The 15,381-nt window shown below is 65.3% G+C and carries 20 protein-coding genes and 3 tRNA genes; 15 read left to right on the forward strand and 8 right to left on the reverse strand.

Going from position 1 to position 15,381, the window contains the following annotated elements; all coding sequences use genetic code 11:
- Positions 1-59 precede the first annotated feature (59 nt).
- The 5 genes from ASF63_RS14080 to ASF63_RS14100 all read left to right on the forward strand — a co-directional run bounded on the left by ASF63_RS14080 (position 60) and on the right by ASF63_RS14100 (position 2,834).
- On the forward strand, positions 60-446 hold the full coding sequence (locus tag ASF63_RS14080; protein WP_157534375.1) for a hypothetical protein: 387 nt from the start codon (positions 60-62) through the stop codon (positions 444-446).
- Complete coding sequence (locus tag ASF63_RS14085; protein ID WP_056515289.1) at positions 433-744, forward strand: hypothetical protein; 312 nt, start codon at positions 433-435, stop codon at positions 742-744. Before ASF63_RS14080 ends, ASF63_RS14085 begins: the two co-directional genes overlap by 14 nt.
- Positions 745-749: 5 nt before the next feature.
- On the forward strand, positions 750-1,031 hold the full coding sequence (locus ASF63_RS14090) for a hypothetical protein (protein WP_056515293.1): 282 nt from the start codon (positions 750-752) through the stop codon (positions 1,029-1,031).
- A 2-nt stretch (positions 1,032-1,033) separates the two neighbouring features.
- Positions 1,034-1,471, forward strand: a complete 438-nt coding sequence (locus tag ASF63_RS14095; RefSeq protein WP_056515296.1) for a hypothetical protein — start codon at positions 1,034-1,036, stop codon at positions 1,469-1,471.
- A 193-nt stretch (positions 1,472-1,664) separates the two neighbouring features.
- Positions 1,665-2,834 carry a hypothetical protein gene (locus ASF63_RS14100; protein WP_157534376.1) on the forward strand — a complete coding sequence of 390 codons (1,170 nt, stop codon included), beginning with the start codon at positions 1,665-1,667 and terminating at the stop codon, positions 2,832-2,834.
- Here the strand turns inward: ASF63_RS14100 and ASF63_RS19155 are convergent.
- On the reverse strand, positions 2,813-3,037 hold the full coding sequence (locus tag ASF63_RS19155; protein WP_157534377.1) for a hypothetical protein: 225 nt from the start codon (positions 3,035-3,037) through the stop codon (positions 2,813-2,815). The two genes, ASF63_RS14100 and ASF63_RS19155, sit on opposite strands and share 22 nt — an antisense overlap.
- Positions 3,038-3,054: 17 nt before the next feature.
- Complete coding sequence (locus ASF63_RS19160) at positions 3,055-3,231, reverse strand: hypothetical protein (RefSeq protein ID WP_157534378.1); 177 nt, start codon at positions 3,229-3,231, stop codon at positions 3,055-3,057.
- 245 nt (positions 3,232-3,476) lie between these two features.
- On the opposite strand from ASF63_RS19160, the gene ASF63_RS19165 reads away from it, so the two are divergent.
- From ASF63_RS19165 to ASF63_RS18885, 3 genes are all read left to right on the forward strand, one after another.
- The gene (locus ASF63_RS19165; RefSeq protein ID WP_157534379.1) at positions 3,477-4,853 is read left to right on the forward strand and encodes a hypothetical protein; all 1,377 of its coding nucleotides are present in this window, start codon (positions 3,477-3,479) and stop codon (positions 4,851-4,853) included.
- Positions 4,847-5,146 (forward strand): hypothetical protein, encoded by a 300-nt coding sequence (locus tag ASF63_RS14105; protein ID WP_056515303.1) that lies wholly within the window; start codon positions 4,847-4,849, stop codon positions 5,144-5,146. Before ASF63_RS19165 ends, ASF63_RS14105 begins: the two co-directional genes overlap by 7 nt.
- A gap of 70 nt (positions 5,147-5,216) precedes the next feature.
- Positions 5,217-5,447 (forward strand): DUF3263 domain-containing protein, encoded by a 231-nt coding sequence (locus tag ASF63_RS18885; RefSeq protein WP_162238893.1) that lies wholly within the window; start codon positions 5,217-5,219, stop codon positions 5,445-5,447.
- Positions 5,448-5,556: 109 nt separating this feature from the next.
- Here ASF63_RS18885 and ASF63_RS14110 read toward each other — a convergent pair.
- From ASF63_RS14110 to ASF63_RS14120, 3 genes are all read right to left on the reverse strand, one after another.
- Positions 5,557-5,629: transfer RNA gene (locus ASF63_RS14110), tRNA-Phe, on the reverse strand.
- A gap of 70 nt (positions 5,630-5,699) precedes the next feature.
- Positions 5,700-5,773 (reverse strand) — tRNA-Asp (locus ASF63_RS14115).
- A 29-nt stretch (positions 5,774-5,802) separates the two neighbouring features.
- Positions 5,803-5,875, reverse strand: a tRNA-Glu gene (locus tag ASF63_RS14120).
- 211 nt (positions 5,876-6,086) lie between these two features.
- On the opposite strand from ASF63_RS14120, the gene ASF63_RS14125 reads away from it, so the two are divergent.
- Positions 6,087-7,460 (forward strand): peptidoglycan DD-metalloendopeptidase family protein, encoded by a 1,374-nt coding sequence (locus ASF63_RS14125; protein ID WP_056515305.1) that lies wholly within the window; start codon positions 6,087-6,089, stop codon positions 7,458-7,460.
- A gap of 72 nt (positions 7,461-7,532) precedes the next feature.
- On the opposite strand, the gene ASF63_RS14130 is transcribed toward ASF63_RS14125, so the two are convergent.
- Both ASF63_RS14130 and ASF63_RS14135 read right to left on the reverse strand, forming a co-directional pair.
- Positions 7,533-8,024, reverse strand: a complete 492-nt coding sequence (locus tag ASF63_RS14130; RefSeq protein WP_055869737.1) for an inorganic diphosphatase — start codon at positions 8,022-8,024, stop codon at positions 7,533-7,535.
- Positions 8,025-8,115: 91 nt separating this feature from the next.
- Positions 8,116-8,748 carry a TMEM175 family protein gene (locus tag ASF63_RS14135; RefSeq protein WP_056515307.1) on the reverse strand — a complete coding sequence of 211 codons (633 nt, stop codon included), beginning with the start codon at positions 8,746-8,748 and terminating at the stop codon, positions 8,116-8,118.
- Positions 8,749-8,846: 98 nt separating this feature from the next.
- On the opposite strand from ASF63_RS14135, the gene tilS reads away from it, so the two are divergent.
- Positions 8,847-9,833, forward strand: a complete 987-nt coding sequence (gene tilS / locus ASF63_RS14140) for a tRNA lysidine(34) synthetase TilS (RefSeq protein WP_056516276.1) — start codon at positions 8,847-8,849, stop codon at positions 9,831-9,833.
- A 166-nt stretch (positions 9,834-9,999) separates the two neighbouring features.
- On the opposite strand, the gene ASF63_RS14145 is transcribed toward tilS, so the two are convergent.
- Positions 10,000-10,593: a DUF937 domain-containing protein gene (locus tag ASF63_RS14145; protein ID WP_056515310.1), complete on the reverse strand. Its 594-nt coding sequence runs from the start codon at positions 10,591-10,593 to the stop codon at positions 10,000-10,002.
- A gap of 119 nt (positions 10,594-10,712) precedes the next feature.
- Here ASF63_RS14145 and ASF63_RS14150 point away from each other — a divergent pair, with 119 nt between their 5' ends.
- The 5 genes from ASF63_RS14150 (at position 10,713) to folP (ending at position 15,379) form a co-directional block, all read left to right on the forward strand.
- Positions 10,713-11,228: a hypothetical protein gene (locus ASF63_RS14150; RefSeq protein WP_162238894.1), complete on the forward strand. Its 516-nt coding sequence runs from the start codon at positions 10,713-10,715 to the stop codon at positions 11,226-11,228.
- Positions 11,229-11,307: 79 nt separating this feature from the next.
- Positions 11,308-11,859: a hypoxanthine phosphoribosyltransferase gene (gene hpt / locus ASF63_RS14155; protein ID WP_056309897.1), complete on the forward strand. Its 552-nt coding sequence runs from the start codon at positions 11,308-11,310 to the stop codon at positions 11,857-11,859.
- Positions 11,860-11,972: 113 nt separating this feature from the next.
- Entirely contained in the window at positions 11,973-13,973 is a 2,001-nt protein-coding gene (gene ftsH, locus ASF63_RS14160; protein ID WP_056515315.1) for an ATP-dependent zinc metalloprotease FtsH, read from the forward strand.
- A 3-nt stretch (positions 13,974-13,976) separates the two neighbouring features.
- Positions 13,977-14,579 (forward strand): GTP cyclohydrolase I, encoded by a 603-nt coding sequence (gene folE, locus ASF63_RS14165; RefSeq protein WP_056515318.1) that lies wholly within the window; start codon positions 13,977-13,979, stop codon positions 14,577-14,579.
- Complete coding sequence (gene folP / locus ASF63_RS14170) at positions 14,576-15,379, forward strand: dihydropteroate synthase (RefSeq protein WP_056515321.1); 804 nt, start codon at positions 14,576-14,578, stop codon at positions 15,377-15,379. Before folE ends, folP begins: the two co-directional genes overlap by 4 nt.
- Positions 15,380-15,381 lie beyond the last annotated feature (2 nt).

A 15,381-nucleotide genomic window follows, 5' to 3' on the forward strand; every position in this document is an offset into this window, starting at 1 on the left:
GGTATCTCGAGAACGTGGCCCCGCGTTCTCGGCTTGCAGTGTGGGCGTGGGGGCCGGTCGTGGTGCTCCGCGTCGCGCTCGTCGCCGTGTATCTCGGCTACGTGTACGCGTCGGTGATCGCGTTCCTTGCTGGTGTGCCCGTGTTCCGTTTGACGGCGCCTGAGGGGTACACGGCTGTGTGGGCGGTGCTGCTGGGGTTGGCGGCGATCCTGTCTGCGATTGGTTCGATCACTGACCGGTGGCAGCAGCTCGAGAAGTGGGCGTCGCTTGGTTTGGCGTCGATGATGGGCGCCTACGTGGGTGGCCTGAATGGTGTTGGTTTCGTCGAGGGGGATCTTGACCGGCAGTTCATTGGGGCCATTGCGTTCATCGCTTTCATCCTTCCTGCTGTGCGATTCGTGTACCTGGCGGCGCAGAGCGGGAAGAGGAAGCATGCTCGCGGCTGAGTTGACGCTGACGGAACAGATCACCCCGTACATCCCGCTTCTGACGGCTGCGATCGGCGCGATCATCGTGGGTGCTTTTGCGATGTGGAATCGGCGCAAGGGGAACGTGGAGACGAAGGCGCCGAGTGTGTCTGAGATTTGGGCTCGCGCTGATCGTCTTGAGCGTCGAGCTCGGTGGGCGTATCGAATCCAGGATGCGTTTCGTGAGTATGTGTCGCGTGTGCGTGCTGGTGGGTCGACGGAACTTGATGCGGCTGAGCAGGCCGCGCATGACATTGAACTTTCTGACAAGGAGTAACACACATGAGTAATGAAGTGATTCCCGCTGCTACGAAGCTTGCGGCTAAGCGTGGGTTCATTCGCACGTTCACGCAGACCCTTTCGTCGGTGATTCCGATTACGGCGATTGCGATTCCGACGACTGGTGATGCACTGCTGGGTGTGGCTCTGGGTGTGGGTGGCGCGCTGGTGTCGTCTGTGCTGTCTGGGGTGGCGTCGTACCTGCAGATCACGTCTTCGGGTATCCCGGATGACTACACGAATGCTGGCGTGAACCAGCAGTTCCGTTCGAACTCGGAGGTTTGATCATGGCTGTTTCTGCTTTTGTCTTCGGACAGTTCCTGGATCACCTCGCCCAGAAGCGTATTGATCTGGATACGGACACGATCAAGGTTGCCCTGGCTACGTCGTCGTGGACTCCGAACCAGGACACGAACGACTACTTCGATGACGTGACGAATCAGGTGACGGGCACGGGGTATACGGCTGGTGGTGCAACGCTGACGGGTGTGACGTGGGCGTACACGGCTGGCACGAACACGTGGAAGTTTGACGCCGCGGACGTGTCGTGGCCGTCGTCGACAATCACTGCACGGTACGCGGTCATCTATGTGGACACTGCGGGCGCGGCTTCCACTGACCCGCTGATCGCCTATGTCGACTTTGGTGCGGACGTCGCAACGACTGCTGGCACGTTCTCGATCGTGTGGGACGCGGCTGGAATCTTCACGGTAACGGTCGCTTAGGCCGATGGGGATTGACGCCTGGGTGACGTTGGGCGTGCCGTGGGCGGCTGACGAGCAGATGCTTGGTGTCGGCCCCCTCGGTTCTATCCCTCTCGGAAGCCAGTCGACCACGAGGGAGTGAGTGATGCCAAGGATTCGAGACACCGCCCTGCCCACCGCAGGGTCAACGAACTGGTACTCGCATTATGCGTCGATGGATGCGACGTTGCGGGGGATGGCTGCTGAGTCTTTCCGGCTGGATGACTACACGGGCACTGATGATGAGAAGTTGACGGCTGCGATCGAGGATCAGCAGGCGGCAACGGATCGCAACATGCCGGTGATTGTGTTGCCGTCACGACCAATGACTTTCACGACCCCACGGGTGTTGTATTCGGGGTTGAAGATCATGGGGTCGGCTGAGTATTCAGGTCAGAAGAATCCGGACATTTCGGGTGGCTCGAGGTCTGGCCCTGAGTGCACGTTGGCGGGGTCGATCGGTTCGGGTACTTCGTCGTGGTGGCGTTCACCGGGCGGCGATGTGAACAACGTCCTGTTTGCGAACTTCCAGGTGCAGGGTTCTCAGGGCGCGTCGACACACCAGTTTCTGGACTATGCGGGTGGCGGGTCGATGTACCCGGCGAGCTTCCACAGCCTGTCGTTCAACTTCATGCGTGGCGTGTTCGGTCGCAGCGACCGGAAAGCGCTGATGACACAGGTCACGATGACTGGTGACTGGACGATCAACAACTGTTGGGACACACCCATCCACGTCGGCGGTTCTGACTTCAACATCTCCCCGTCCATGATGAACATCGGCGTCTCACAGTCTGCTGCTCAGACGGGTGACGTCAACCGGTACTTCCTGAAACTGGACACCGCTGAGGTGACGTTGGGGGAGAAGATCTACATCTCCGCGATGAACGGGTGGCGGGGTGTGCTCATCTCAGGCAACTCGTCTGTTGACTGGCATGGCGGGATCATTGAGGGTTTCAAGCCGACACGCACGAACGGCCTGCTTGCTGGCCCTGGTCCCGGTTCGCTGGTGAAGATCACAGGCGGCTCGGTCAACTTTTTCGGTACGAAGATCGGGCAGGGGATGGATAACCCGGATGCGTCTGAGGGTGCCCTGATCGATATCAGTGGCGCGACGACCGGTGAGGCGACCACTGAGGTTGGGTTGCATGGTGTGCAGCTGTACGGGCGCAACCTGGGCGCGGTGGCCGCGATCCGTCACACGGGTGGTCGCCTGTATGCGACGGTGACACGGCGCACCTCGGAGACGAGTGTGTGGTCTGGTCGTCCACGGGTTGCGACGGCGGCTCTGCTCAACACTGGCGCGTATTCGTATGTGAACCCGGATCAGTCGCTGCGGGTTCTGTGATTCCCTTTCGCGTCGGCCTTCCACCGGCTGATGGTGTTGGTTGACATGCCCGTGAAATCAGCCAACACGCGAACCGATGAACGCGCAGACACCTCGACGATCGTGTTGCGTAGGTTCTCGTCGGCCTCATCGCGTGCATCCATGGCTTTGAGGATTGCAAGCTCGTCGTGGCGGTTGAGGACACGTTTCGGGTTCGGCGACACGCGTTGAAGTGTAGCGGTCATGACGCTGCATCAGGGCCAACGTGCTTGCGATAGATCGCCAGCGCAACGCGGGCCTTCTCGAGCCAACGGCTCTTGACGATATCCGCTACGCCCCACCACTCGACGTTCGGATGATCCACGGCCAGCATTGCTTTCGCGGCTTCCTCAATCATTCCAGATTCTGTTTCGCTCATAGCAACAGTTTAGGCTCCCGTGTCGACAATCGCAACACTTGAGTGGAGGCCGGATGACGCTCTCATATGTAGACCACGGCGGTGCAGTCGCGGTAACAACATCAGCCGCACCCGCATACCCGGCCACCGTTCTCGCGAACGACATACTCGTCTACTACGTTGCATCCGATTCCGCGACAATGCCGTCCACGCTGTCTGGTTGGACTGCACTGGGTACTCCGGCGCGTGCGGGTGGGATCACGTCGATGGCGTTCCTGAGGATCGCTACTGGTGGCGAGTCGGGCACGGTCACTCTCACGGGTATCACGGGTGGTACTAAGGGGTGGGCTGACATCATCCGGTCGCGCTCCAACGTGTCCGGTGCGACGATCCTGTACGACATCCAGTACGGGTCAGACTCAACAGCCACGGCGACCACGTATCAGGCGGTCGGTGGTTCGTGGACTATCGCAACCGGTGACCTGCTGGTTGCGCCGTACTCGGGTCTCGCGGCCACGGGTTCGTTCTCCGCGTCGCCATCCGGTGTGTCGATCAGCCACACCACGGCCACGATCAGTTCGACGGCGGCGTTCGGTTCACGTACCGGCTCGAACACCATCGGTTACGGTGCCGCATACGCATCCGTCACCACTGGTGGAACTGGTGTGCCGACGATCAACGGAACGTTCACGGGTGCGAACGTTGGTGGTACGGGTGCGATCGTACGTCTGCGCGAATCCGTGTCCACCCCTGCAACCGTCAATGCTGTTGTTGCGACGGTCACCATTGGGATGGTTGTTGCCGCACCGTCTACGTCACAGGCCGTGGATGGTGTTGTCGCTACGGTCACGCTGGTGGCATCTGCTCCTGTGGTTACTGCTTCCGCATCGGCAAGCGTCACTGCGGTTGTTGCTACGGGCACCAGCCAGGGTCTTGCTCCGGTCGTCACTAGTTCGGCATCCGTGCAGGGTGTCATTGGGGTGGGCTCTGTCGCTGCACTCGCTCCTGTGGTTGCATCCGGTAGCCAGGCCACTGCACCTGCTGCATCGGTGAGCGTGACTGGGATTGCTCCTTCCGTGTCCGCTGGTGCCGTCGTGTCTGGCATCCGCGCACAGACGAACGTGAGCGCACTGGCACCGGTCGTACAGGCTGGTGCATCAGGCATCGTCAATGCGCCAACCAGTGCCGTTACGATCACTGCTCGAGTCCCCGTCATCACGGCAGGGGCATCAGCAACAGTCACCGCGGTACGTGCACAAGCAACACTCACCACACCCGCACCACTCGTATCCGCGGGCGCACAAGTCCAAGCCGTACCCGCACAACTGCAACTGCTCGCACACGTCGTCCAGGTCGCGGCAGGATACGGCGCAACCATCCAGCCACCACCCGCAACCATGACCATCGGCGCCGGAACACCAGACATCATCGGCACACAAACCGCAGTCATGTACGCCGTCGCAGCAGCCATCATGGTCGCCGCAAACCCACCCGAAGTCACAGGTGGCAGCGGTGGTGGCGAACCATTCGAACGAGTGCTCACCCTCACCGCAACCGTCGAACCACTGACACTCGCCGGCGCAACGGAACAGTTCACGCTCGAGGCCACAGTGCCAGCACTCACATTGGAGGCCACATGGTGATCTCGATCAAACGAGGCGACAAGTTCCCGGTGACATTCACTGTGAACCACGACCTCGCCTCCGCAACAACCCGGCTCATCGTCCGCCACCTCACCCGTGATGGTGTATTCGCACAACTCGCACACACCGTCACCGACGCGGCGACCGGGCAAGTCCGATACAACCTCGACGGCACATGGGCGATCGGCAAACACTACATCGAGCTCGAAATCACACAAGCCGGTGAGATCCGCACAGCGCCATCAGTTGACCAGTTCGTGATCCGTATCGTCGAAGACCTCGACACGCACTGAACAACGCCCCGCCATCGTCCACGAGACGGGGCGGGGCGTTTTGTCGTACCCCCAGAGGAACATGAATCCCATGACGCCCGCACAACTACTCGCCTTCGAACGACAACACCCAGGCGCAACACCCACCAAACACGCACGCATCCGACACGAACTCGGCATCAGCGAAATCCGCTACTACGTACTCCTCGAACGCGCCGCAACATCCATCGACGGGATCGAAGCAGACCCCATCACTGCACGGATGGTCAGGGAACGGGTCGAAGCTCGCGCCGCGATCCGAGCTCGGAGGACTGCTGCTTGAGTCGTGAGTTGCCGTTTGCCGCGATGGGAGACACCCTCGGATACACTCGGCAGATCGGGCCCGTTTACGAAAAAGCCGCTTCCCCAGTAGAAGCCTAGGGAAGCGGCAGTGGCTCCGACCAGGATTGAACTGGTGACCTCACGATTTTCAGTCGTGCGCTCTACCAACTGAGCTACAGAGCCATGCGACCGGCTGAACCTGCCGCATCTAGACGAAAGGCCCTTCTCGAAGAAAAGGGCCCGTCGCTTAGAGCGACCCTGACGGGACTTGAACCCGCGACCTCCGCCGTGACAGGGCGGCACGCTAACCAACTGCGCTACAGGGCCATACTTGTTTTCAATTGTACCGGAAGGAGTGACCCCAACGGGATTCGAACCCGTGCTACCGCCGTGAAAGGGCGGCGTCCTAGGCCGCTAAACGATGGGGCCGAAGTCTGTCCCGGAGGACTTCCTTGCCGACGCTCAAGCATAAGGGAAGATTCGAGCAAAACGCGAATCGAGGGCGAGCCTGCTGTCGCCCGGGCGTGTTCGGGGGGACGATGGAGTCGTATCACTGTGCCCTCGAACCCTGTCCGCTACCTGTTGCGGATGTGAAGGATGTTGTTAGTGTGGCATTTGTGAAACCGGCGGAAGGGGCCGTGTGAACGACAAGCACTCCTCGAAGGATGCTGCCTCGGCGGCATCCGACGATTGCGGCTGCGCGCCCACACCTGCAGAAAGCCGAGCATTCTGGAAGAACGGCTCGGTCACTCGTCGGAGTGCGCTCACGATGGGCGCACTCAGCGTCGTCGCGCTCAGCGCCTTCGGCGTCTCCTCCGGGGTGACCGCCGCATACGCGGCGACATACCCCAGCTGGGACGACGTGCAGCGTGCCATGGCGAACCAGTCCTCCAAGGCCGCCGAGGTCACGCGCATCGAGGGGCTCATCCAGTCGCTCACGCAGCGGGTCGCCGACGCTCAGGCGAAGGCACAGCTCGCAGGTGAGGAATACAACACCGCACAGCTGGCGTACTTCGACGCGATCGCCGTCGCCGAGGAGCTGCAGGCTCAGGCCGACGCGCAGGCCGTCGTCGCCGACGACGCGACCAAGAAGGCCGCCCAGCTCGCCGCCCAGCTCTACCGCAACGGCGGCGACGACACCGCCCTCGAACTGTTCTTCGCCGGCTCCGCAGACAACGCCGACGAGCTGCTCTCGCGCCTCGGCTCGATGGACAAGGTCTACCAGTACAACCAGACGGTCCATGACAACGCGGTGGCTGCACGCAACTCCGCGCAATCGCTGACCGATCAGGCCGTCGTCGCCCGCACCGAGCGCGACCGTCTGCAGCAGATCGCCGAGCAGAAGATGATTGAGGCGCAGGCCGCAGCGGATGCCGCTCAGGTCGCCCTCGACGAGCAGACGGCGAATCTCTCCACGATGCAGGCTCAGCTCGCAGCCCTCAAGGATGCGACGGCCACGACCGTCGCGGGCTACCAGGAGGGCGTGCGCGTCGCCGAAGAGCAGCGCAGGCAGCGCGAGGCAGCCGAGGCCGCAGCGGCCGCAGCCGGGAACAACGGCGGCGGCGGCGGAGGAGGCGGTGGGGGCACCGGAGGATCACCGGGAACCGGTGGGTGGGTACGCCCGCACGGTGGCCACCGCAGCGCCGGATACGGCTCGCGCCCCAAGCCCTGTGCGGCCTGCTCCGGCTACCACTACGGGGTCGACCTCGCCAACGGCTGCGGAGCGGCGATCTACGCGGCGAACTCTGGGACCGTCGACTACGCCGGCCCGCGAGGGAACTACGGCAACTACATCCGCATCCAGCACGGCGGTGGCGTCTCGTCGGGCTACGCCCACATCCGCGACGGCGGATTCGCCGTCCGCAACGGCGCTCGGGTGAGCTCCGGCCAGGTCATCGCCTATGCGGGCAACACCGGAGCATCCGTCGGGTGCCACCTGCACTTCGAGGTCTACCTCAACGGGGCGTACACGAACCCGATCACCTTCCTCGCCGACCGGGGCATCTCGGTCTGAGACGAGCGTCTGCGACGAAGAAGACCCCCGGCCGCTGAGCGGAACCGGGGGTCTTCTTCGTGAAGCCTGGGATCAGTGACCCTGCTCGCCGAAACGGACGATCGCCTCGTCGAGGATGCGCTGCGCTTCTGCGGCGTCGCCCCACTCGTCGACCTTGACCCACTTGTTGGGCTCGAGGTCCTTGTAGTGCTCGAAGAAGTGCGCGATCTCCTTCTTCGTGTACTCGGCGATGTCGTCGATGTCCTGGATGTGCGCCCAGCGGGGGTCCTTCGAGAGCACGGCGACGAGCTTGTCGTCTCCGCCGGCCTCGTCGCTCATCTTGAGCACGGCGACGGGACGCACCTCGACGACGACGCCCGGGTAGATGGCGTGGTCGAGGAGCACGAGCACGTCGAGCGGGTCGCCGTCCTCGCCGAGGGTGTTGTCGAAGTAGCCGTAGTCGGCCGGGTACCCGAAGGTCGTGTAGAGCACGCGGTCGAGGTGCACTCGTCCGGTCTCGTGGTCGACCTCGTACTTCACGCGGCTGCCGCGCGGGATCTCGATGACGGCGTCGTGTGCGCCCATGCGTGTGCTCCTCAGAAAAGACGGTTGGATGCCGCGCACTAGCCTACCCGCGGGCGGCCCAGCGCCTCTGACGTGTTCCGCAGCGAGACGGTCAGCCCGCCGCGCGGCGGCGCAGTGCGACGCGGTCCAGCAGCTTCGTCACGACGCCGCTGAGCAGCAGGACGAGGAGCCCCGCATACCCGTAGGGCTGGACGAACACCGCGATCGCCAGGGCGATGAGAAAAAGGATGATGGCGGCGAGATCGCCGATGACCCCCGCCCGCAGCGTCTCGACCGGGGTGGTGGTGAAGTCGGGGTGGCGAAGCAGATAGAGCCATCCGGCGAGCGTCGTGACCTGCGTGAGGATCAGGGTGCCGATGTAGACCACCGGCTGCAGCAGGTCGGTGTCCATCTGACCGATCATCGCGGTCGGCACTGGCAGCCAGACGATGGTCGCCATCCACGCGATGTTGATCCACAGCAGCGGGCTCGTGATCCACTCCACGTCGCGGTACTGGCGGTGATGTCCCATCCAGAACGTCGCGATGAGGACGAAGCTGAGCCCGAAGCTCAGCAGCTGGCCGGAGTGCTCGTCGAAGAACTCCGCGGTGCTCAGCCTGTTCGAGGCGGCATCCGACACCGACTCCATGAGCGGCAGGATCAGCAGCGTCATCGCGATCGCCACCACCGCATCGACGAACGCCTTGAACCGCTCGGTCCGGAACCGCACTGTGTGTTCTCTCATGTCGTCAGGGTGTTCTGCCACGGCGTCAGGTTAGGACCACGCGCGTGCTCAGCGCGACCACCGCACGGCGATCCTTCGTCGTGATCTACCGTGGAGCTGTGCCCTCGCTCTCACCCGCCATCGCCGAGATCCGCCTCGCCGTGCGCACTGCGCTCGCCGATCTGCCCGAGGGGTCGGCTGTCGTCGTCGCGCTCTCCGGAGGTGCCGATTCGCTCGCCCTCGCCGCGGCGACCGCGTTCGAGGCGCCCAAACTCGGCCTGCGAGTGGGGAGCCTCACGGTCGACCACGGTCTTCAGGACGACTCGGATGCCGTCGCCGAGCGCGCCGCGCAGACGGCGACAGCGCTCGGACTCGGCGCCCTCATCGTGCGCGTCGAGGTGGGCGACGAGGGCGGCCCCGAGGCCGCGGCACGCGATGCCCGATACCGGGTGCTGAAGGATGCGGCAGCGGATGTCGGCGCGTCGGCCGTGCTGCTCGGACACACTCTCGATGACCAGGCCGAGACCGTGCTGCTCGGGCTCGCCCGCGGATCCGGCGCCGCGAGCCTGCAGGGCATGGCGCAGGTGCGCGAGGACGACGACGGCGTGCGGTGGATGCGCCCGCTGCTGGGGGTGCGGAGGGAGACGACGCGCGCGTTCTGCGCGGCATCCGATCTCGAGATCTGGGACGACCCCCACAACTCCGAGGACCGCTTCGCGCGGGTGCGCGTGCGCGAGCGGGTTCTGCCGGTTCTCGAGTCAGAGCTGGGACCGGGCATCGCCGAGGCCCTCGCCCGCACAGCCGAACAGCTTCGCGAGGATGCGGAGGCGTTCGACGAGATGATCCACGAGACCATCGAGGACATCGTCGAGCATGCCGAGGCGGGGATCTCCGTGAGCGTCGCCGCTCTCGCCGCCAACCCGGCCGCTCTCCGCAACCGGATCATCCGCCTCGTCGTCGACAGCGAGTTCGGCGTGAGCCTGACGAGGCTGCAGACCCTCGAGGTCGCGCGTCTCGCGACGGACTGGGCGGGTCAGGGCCCCATCGATCTGCCCGCGTGCTCCGCGGCCCGGCTCGGCGGACGGATCGTCTTCACCGCGCGCTGAGTCGGAGCATCCGTTTCGTCTCGCTTCGCTCGCTCAACGACCGGAGCCTGGCTCAACGACCGGGGCCTGGCTCAACGACCGGGGCCTGGCTCAACGACTGGGCCTCGTTCAACGAGTGAGGGCGCGGAGCGACCGACGCGGCGCGCGTCGACCGCTCCGCCGGGTACTACTTCTTGCCTCCGCCGAGCAGGCCGCCCAGCAGGTCGCCGATTCCGCCGCCGCCCGAGGAGTTGCCTCCGCCGAGCAGCCCGCCGAGCAGGTCGCCGATTCCGCCGCCGCCCGAGGAGCTGCCTCCGCCGAGCAGCCCGCCGATCACATCGCCGATTCCGCCGCCGCCGGACTGCGCCTCTGCCGTCTCGGTCTTCGTCGACTTGCCCTTGGCCGCGTTGGCGATCAGGCCCATCACGATCGGGGCGAGGATCGGGAGCAGCTTGCCGAAGTCGATGCCTGCGGTCTCCTTCGACTCGGTGAGCTTCTGCGTGACCTTCTTCTCGTCGGCGCCGAGGATGTGCGAGACGATCTTGCCGCCGTCCGCCTGGTCGATGTCGTCGACCTTCGAGGCGCCGGCCTTGCCCTCGTGGCGCTTGAGCGCGCTCTCGATCGCGGAGGAGCCCTCGGCGGTCGAGGCGTTCTTCGCCAGGCCGCCCAGCAGCACAGCGCCGCCCTGCTCGACGGCAGACTTGGCGACCTCGGGGGAGACTCCGAGCTTCGCGGCGATGTCGTCGATCGGGACCTGCGTGAGGATGTCGTCGAGAGCCATGGAGATTCCTTCCGTCTGGGGCATCAGCCCGTGTCACCGCCCAGAGTAATGCGGATCAGCCCACCGCGCGCAGTATCCTGACGTGCGCCCTCAAGGGCCTGATGCAAGGGGAGCAGAGGATGCCGAGAAACTCATCGCGATCATTCGTCGGACGGTCGGACGTTCGGGACGCGGCCACGACGCTGATCTCTCCAAGGGCGTCGGGCGGCGCCGCCGTCTGCATCATGCTCCTCGCGGCGATGACCGCGTGTGCGCCGACGGGCGACACCGCTCCGCAGACACAGGCGCAGACGCTGACGATCACGTACGCCGACGGCGATGCGCCGACGGCTGACGACATCGACGTCGACGGCATCCAGTGCTCGGAGACCCAGGAACTCAGGTCATTCATCGGGGGCGGTGACGTCGAGGGGCGCGCGGCCGTGACGATCTCGATCCTCGACGGCCAGGCCACCGTCGCGATCCACCTCGAAGACGACCGCTGGTTCGTGAGCAGCGGCGGCGCCGAGCCGGACGGCGACTCGGTCACGTTCGAGGGCTTCGAGGGATCGGTCGTCGAACAGGGCGCCGACCTCGACATCCTCGACGTCGTCGATGAGGCCGCCACGCTCTCGGGCACGCTCACCTGCAGCTGACGCACCTGCCCGGACGGGTGCGTGCACCGGCACGCCGCCCGGTTGTGGCGGTGGCCGTCCGACGACGTAACATCGATCCATGCGCGCCGCGGAAATCCAGGACGACCTTGCCCAGATCCTCGTCACCGAGGAGGAGATCATCGCGAAGCTCGACGAGCTCGCGACTCAGGTCGCGGCCGACTACGAGGGCAAGGAGCTCGTCCTCGTCGGCGTCCTCAAGGGTGCTGTGATGGTCATGGCCGATTTCGCCCGTGCGCTGCCCTTCCACGCGCCGATGGACTGGATGGCCGTCTCGAGCTACGGTGCGAGCACCAAGTCGAGCGGCGTCGTGCAGATCCGCAAGGACCTCGACACCGATCTGAACGGCAAGCACGTGCTGATCGTCGAGGACATCATCGACTCCGGCCTCACCCTCAGCTGGCTGCTCGAGAACTTCGAGTCGCGCGGTGCAGAGTCGATCGAGGTGCTCGCACTGTTGCGCAAGCCGGAGGCCGCGAAGGTCGTCATCGACTGCAAGTACGTCGGCTTCGACATCCCCACCGACTTCGTCGTGGGCTACGGCCTCGACTACGACGAGCGCTACCGCAACCTCCGCGACGTCGCGGTGCTGGCACCCCACGTCTACAGCTGAGCGCGTTTCGTCTCGTCGCAGGCTCCTCGCTGAACGAGCGTGGCGGCGTTCCGATACGCCGTGGGTGAACGCACAGCGGCCACCTAGGGCGCGCGCGATACGCTGATCCGACCATGGATGTCAAGAAGCTCACGCGGAACCCGCTGATCTACGTCGCCCTGATCGGCCTGCTGCTGTTCGGCGGCTTCCTTCTGATCTCGAACCTCGGCGCGCCCAAGCAGATCACTACCCAGGAGGGTCTGAAGCTGCTCGCCGGCGAGTCCGTCACCGAGGTCGTCAACACCGACGGCGACCAGCGGGTCGACATGACCCTGTCGAAGGCGTTCGAGGGCTCCGAGAACGTGCAGTTCTACTACGTCGATGCGCGTGCCGACGAGGTCGTCAAGGCGATCAACGACGCCGACCCGAAGGACGGCTTCAACGACGCCGTTCCGCGTGCGACCTGGTTCGACGGCATCCTCTCCCTTCTTCTTCCCCTCGTGCTGCTCGGCCTGCTGTTCTGGTGGCTGCTGTCGTCGATGCAGGGCGGCGGCGGCAAGGTCATGCAGTTCGGCAAGTCCAAGGCCAAGCTCGTCAACAAGGAGACCCCGACGGTCACCTTCGCCGACGTCGCCGGTGCGGACGAGGCGATCGAGGAGCTCCACGAGATCAAGGAGTTCCTGCAGGATCCCGCCAAGTTCCAGGCCATCGGCGCCCGCATCCCGAAGGGCGTGCTGCTGTACGGCCCTCCCGGAACCGGAAAGACGCTGCTCGCGCGCGCCGTCGCCGGCGAAGCCGGAGCGCCGTTCTACTCGATCTCCGGTTCGGACTTCGTCGAGATGTTCGTCGGTGTCGGCGCATCCCGAGTGCGCGACCTGTTCAACGTGGCCAAGGAGAACTCTCCCGCGATCATCTTCATCGACGAGATCGACGCCGTCGGCCGTCACCGTGGTGCCGGCATGGGCGGCGGAAACGACGAGCGAGAGCAGACGCTCAACCAGATGCTCGTCGAGATGGACGGCTTCGACCCGAACGCGAACGTGATCGTGATCGCGGCGACGAACCGCCCCGACATCCTCGACCCTGCGCTGCTCCGCCCCGGTCGTTTCGACCGCCAGATCGGCGTCGACGCCCCCGACCTGCGCGGTCGCCAGAAGATCCTCGAGGTGCACAGCAAGGGCAAGCCGCTGTCGAAGAGCGTCGACCTCGAGGTCGTCGCCCGCAAGACACCCGGCTTCACCGGAGCCGATCTCGCGAACGTGCTCAACGAGGCCGCCCTGCTGACCGCTCGCTCGAACGCGCAGCTGGTCGACAACCGTGCCCTCGACGAGGCCATCGACCGCGTGATCGCCGGTCCTCAGCGTCGCACCCGCGTGATGAAGGACAAGGAGAAGCTCATCACCGCGTACCACGAGGGCGGTCACGCTCTCGCAGCGGCGGCGATGAACTACACCGACCCTGTCACGAAGATCACGATCCTGCCTCGCGGCAAGGCTCTCGGCTACACGATGGTGCTGCCGCTCGACGACAAGTACTCGGTCACGCGCAACGAGCTGCAGGACCAGCTCACGTACGCCATGGGTGGCCGCGTCGCCGAGGAGATCATCTTCCACGACCCGACCACGGGCGCATCGAACGACATCGAGAAGGCGACCTCGATCGCCCGCAAGATGGTCATCGAATACGGCATGACCACGCAGGTCGGGCCGGTCAAGCTCGGCTCCGAGGGCGGCGACATGTTCGTGGCGCGCGACATGGGGCGTGGCCGCGAGTACTCCGAGAAGGTCGCCGAGCGGGTGGATGCCGAGGTGCGCGCGCTCATCGAACAGGCCCACAACGAGGCCTATGAGGTCATCAGCGCCAACCGCGACATCCTCGACAGGCTCGCCCTGGCCCTGCTCGAGGAGGAGACCCTCGATCACAACCAGATCGCCGAGATCTTCACCGAGGTGAAGAAGCTCCCCGAGCGTCCGCTCTGGCTGTCCAGCGAAGCGCGTCCGGTGTCGGAGCGGCCTCCGATCGAGGTCCCGAAGAAGGACGTCTCGCTCGCCGCATCGGTCGAGGCTCCGTCGGCGGCTGCGCGTACGCAGCAGGGATCCGCGAACGCCGGTCAGGCACGACCCGCGACGGCCTGACCCGTGTCCTTCGACCGTGCACGTGTCGAGCGACTGACACGCGAACTGCTCGAGGCGATCGGGGAGGACCCGGATCGACCCGGTCTGAAGCAGACTCCTTCGCGCATGGGCGAGCTGTACGCCGAGTTCTTCGCCGGTGTCGGTGAGGACGCCGCGGCACCCCTCGCGCACACGATCAGCGTCGCCCGCGGTCCTGCACCGGACACCCTGCCCTCGGGTGCTGTGCTGCTGCGTGACATCCGGTTCCGGTCGGTGTGCGAACACCACCTTCTGCCGTTCGCCGGGCGGGCGCACATCGCCTATCTTCCGGGGGAGCAGGTCGTCGGTCTCGGCGCGCTGGTACGGGTTGTCGAGACTCTCGCTGCCCGCCCGCAGGTGCAAGAGCGTCTCGGAGAGCAGATCGCCGACACGATCGCCGAACATCTCGACACCCGCGGAGTCCTCATCGTGCTCGACGCGAGCCACGGCTGCGTCACGATGCGCGGTGGGCGCCAGCCGGAGGCTTCCACCCTGACGATCGCCGCGCGCGGCGAGTACACGGATGCGGTCGCTCGGGCCGAGCTCATCGCGCTGATCGGCGCATCGACGGGATCGGCGCACGCATGACGGGCATCTGGGGCATCGTCAACATCACCCCCGACTCGTTCAGCGACGGAGGGCGGTACTTCGACGTCGACCGAGCCGTCGCACACGGTCTGCAGCTGAGGGCCGACGGAGCCACGGTGCTCGACATCGGCGGTGAATCGACCCGGCCCGGCGCCGAGCGTGTGGGGGCGGCGGAGGAGCAGCGGCGCGTGCTCCCGGTGATCGAGCGCCTGGTCGCCGAGGGCGCCCCGGTCAGCATCGACACCCTCAACGCCTCGACCGCCGCTGCCGCAGTGCGAGCGGGGGCGCGGATCGTCAACGACGTGTCGGGCGGTCTGGCCGACCCCGACATGCTCGCGGCGGTCGCCGAATCCGGCGCCGACTACGCGATCGGACACTGGCGCGACGCCCCTGACGACATGTATGCGAACGCCGTCTACCGTCGCACTGCCCGCGAGGTGGCGGGGGAGCTGCAGGAGCGCATGGGCGAAGCCGCGGCATCGGGCATCGCACCCTCGCGGCTGATCCTCGATCCGGGCATCGGGTTCTCGAAGAAGGGCGGCCAGAACTGGGGCGTCCTGCGCGGACTCGACGAGATCGTCGCCCTCGGACCTCGGGTGCTCATCGGCACGTCGCGCAAGAGGTTCCTCGCGGAGACCATCGGAGTGAACCCCGCAGAGGTCTCGGAGGCGCGACGTGATCTCGCGACTGCGGTGACCAGCGCGCTGGCCGCGCGAGCGGGTGTGTGGGCTGTGCGGGTGCACGACGTCGAAGCCACCCGCGATGCACTCGTCGTCACCCACGCCTGGGATGGGAAGTAGGA

The organism is Microbacterium sp. Leaf320, assembly GCF_001423485.1.
In the GTDB taxonomy this organism is placed as follows: Bacteria; Actinomycetota; Actinomycetes; order Actinomycetales; family Microbacteriaceae; genus Microbacterium.

Excerpts from the sequence above, each read along its gene's own strand:
- ASF63_RS14085 (WP_056515289.1), top strand. The coding sequence starts at position 433 with ATGCTCGCGGCTGAGTTGACGCTGACGGAACAGATCACCCCGTACATC.
- ASF63_RS14090 (WP_056515293.1), top strand. The coding sequence starts at position 750 with ATGAGTAATGAAGTGATTCCCGCTGCTACGAAGCTTGCGGCTAAGCGT.
- ASF63_RS14095 (WP_056515296.1), top strand. The coding sequence starts at position 1,034 with ATGGCTGTTTCTGCTTTTGTCTTCGGACAGTTCCTGGATCACCTCGCC.
- ASF63_RS14100 (WP_157534376.1), top strand. The coding sequence starts at position 1,665 with ATGGATGCGACGTTGCGGGGGATGGCTGCTGAGTCTTTCCGGCTGGAT.
- ASF63_RS19160 (WP_157534378.1), bottom strand. The coding sequence starts at position 3,231 with ATGAGCGAAACAGAATCTGGAATGATTGAGGAAGCCGCGAAAGCAATG.
- ASF63_RS19165 (WP_157534379.1), top strand. The coding sequence starts at position 3,477 with ATGGCGTTCCTGAGGATCGCTACTGGTGGCGAGTCGGGCACGGTCACT.
- ASF63_RS14105 (WP_056515303.1), top strand. The coding sequence starts at position 4,847 with ATGGTGATCTCGATCAAACGAGGCGACAAGTTCCCGGTGACATTCACT.
- ASF63_RS18885 (WP_162238893.1), top strand. The coding sequence starts at position 5,217 with ATGACGCCCGCACAACTACTCGCCTTCGAACGACAACACCCAGGCGCA.
- ASF63_RS14130 (WP_055869737.1), bottom strand. The coding sequence starts at position 8,024 with ATGGGCGCACACGACGCCGTCATCGAGATCCCGCGCGGCAGCCGCGTG.
- ASF63_RS14135 (WP_056515307.1), bottom strand. The coding sequence starts at position 8,748 with ATGAGAGAACACACAGTGCGGTTCCGGACCGAGCGGTTCAAGGCGTTC.
- ASF63_RS14145 (WP_056515310.1), bottom strand. The coding sequence starts at position 10,593 with ATGGCTCTCGACGACATCCTCACGCAGGTCCCGATCGACGACATCGCC.
- ASF63_RS14150 (WP_162238894.1), top strand. The coding sequence starts at position 10,713 with ATGCCGAGAAACTCATCGCGATCATTCGTCGGACGGTCGGACGTTCGG.
- hpt (WP_056309897.1), top strand. The coding sequence starts at position 11,308 with ATGCGCGCCGCGGAAATCCAGGACGACCTTGCCCAGATCCTCGTCACC.
- ftsH (WP_056515315.1), top strand. The coding sequence starts at position 11,973 with ATGGATGTCAAGAAGCTCACGCGGAACCCGCTGATCTACGTCGCCCTG.
- folP (WP_056515321.1), top strand. The coding sequence starts at position 14,576 with ATGACGGGCATCTGGGGCATCGTCAACATCACCCCCGACTCGTTCAGC.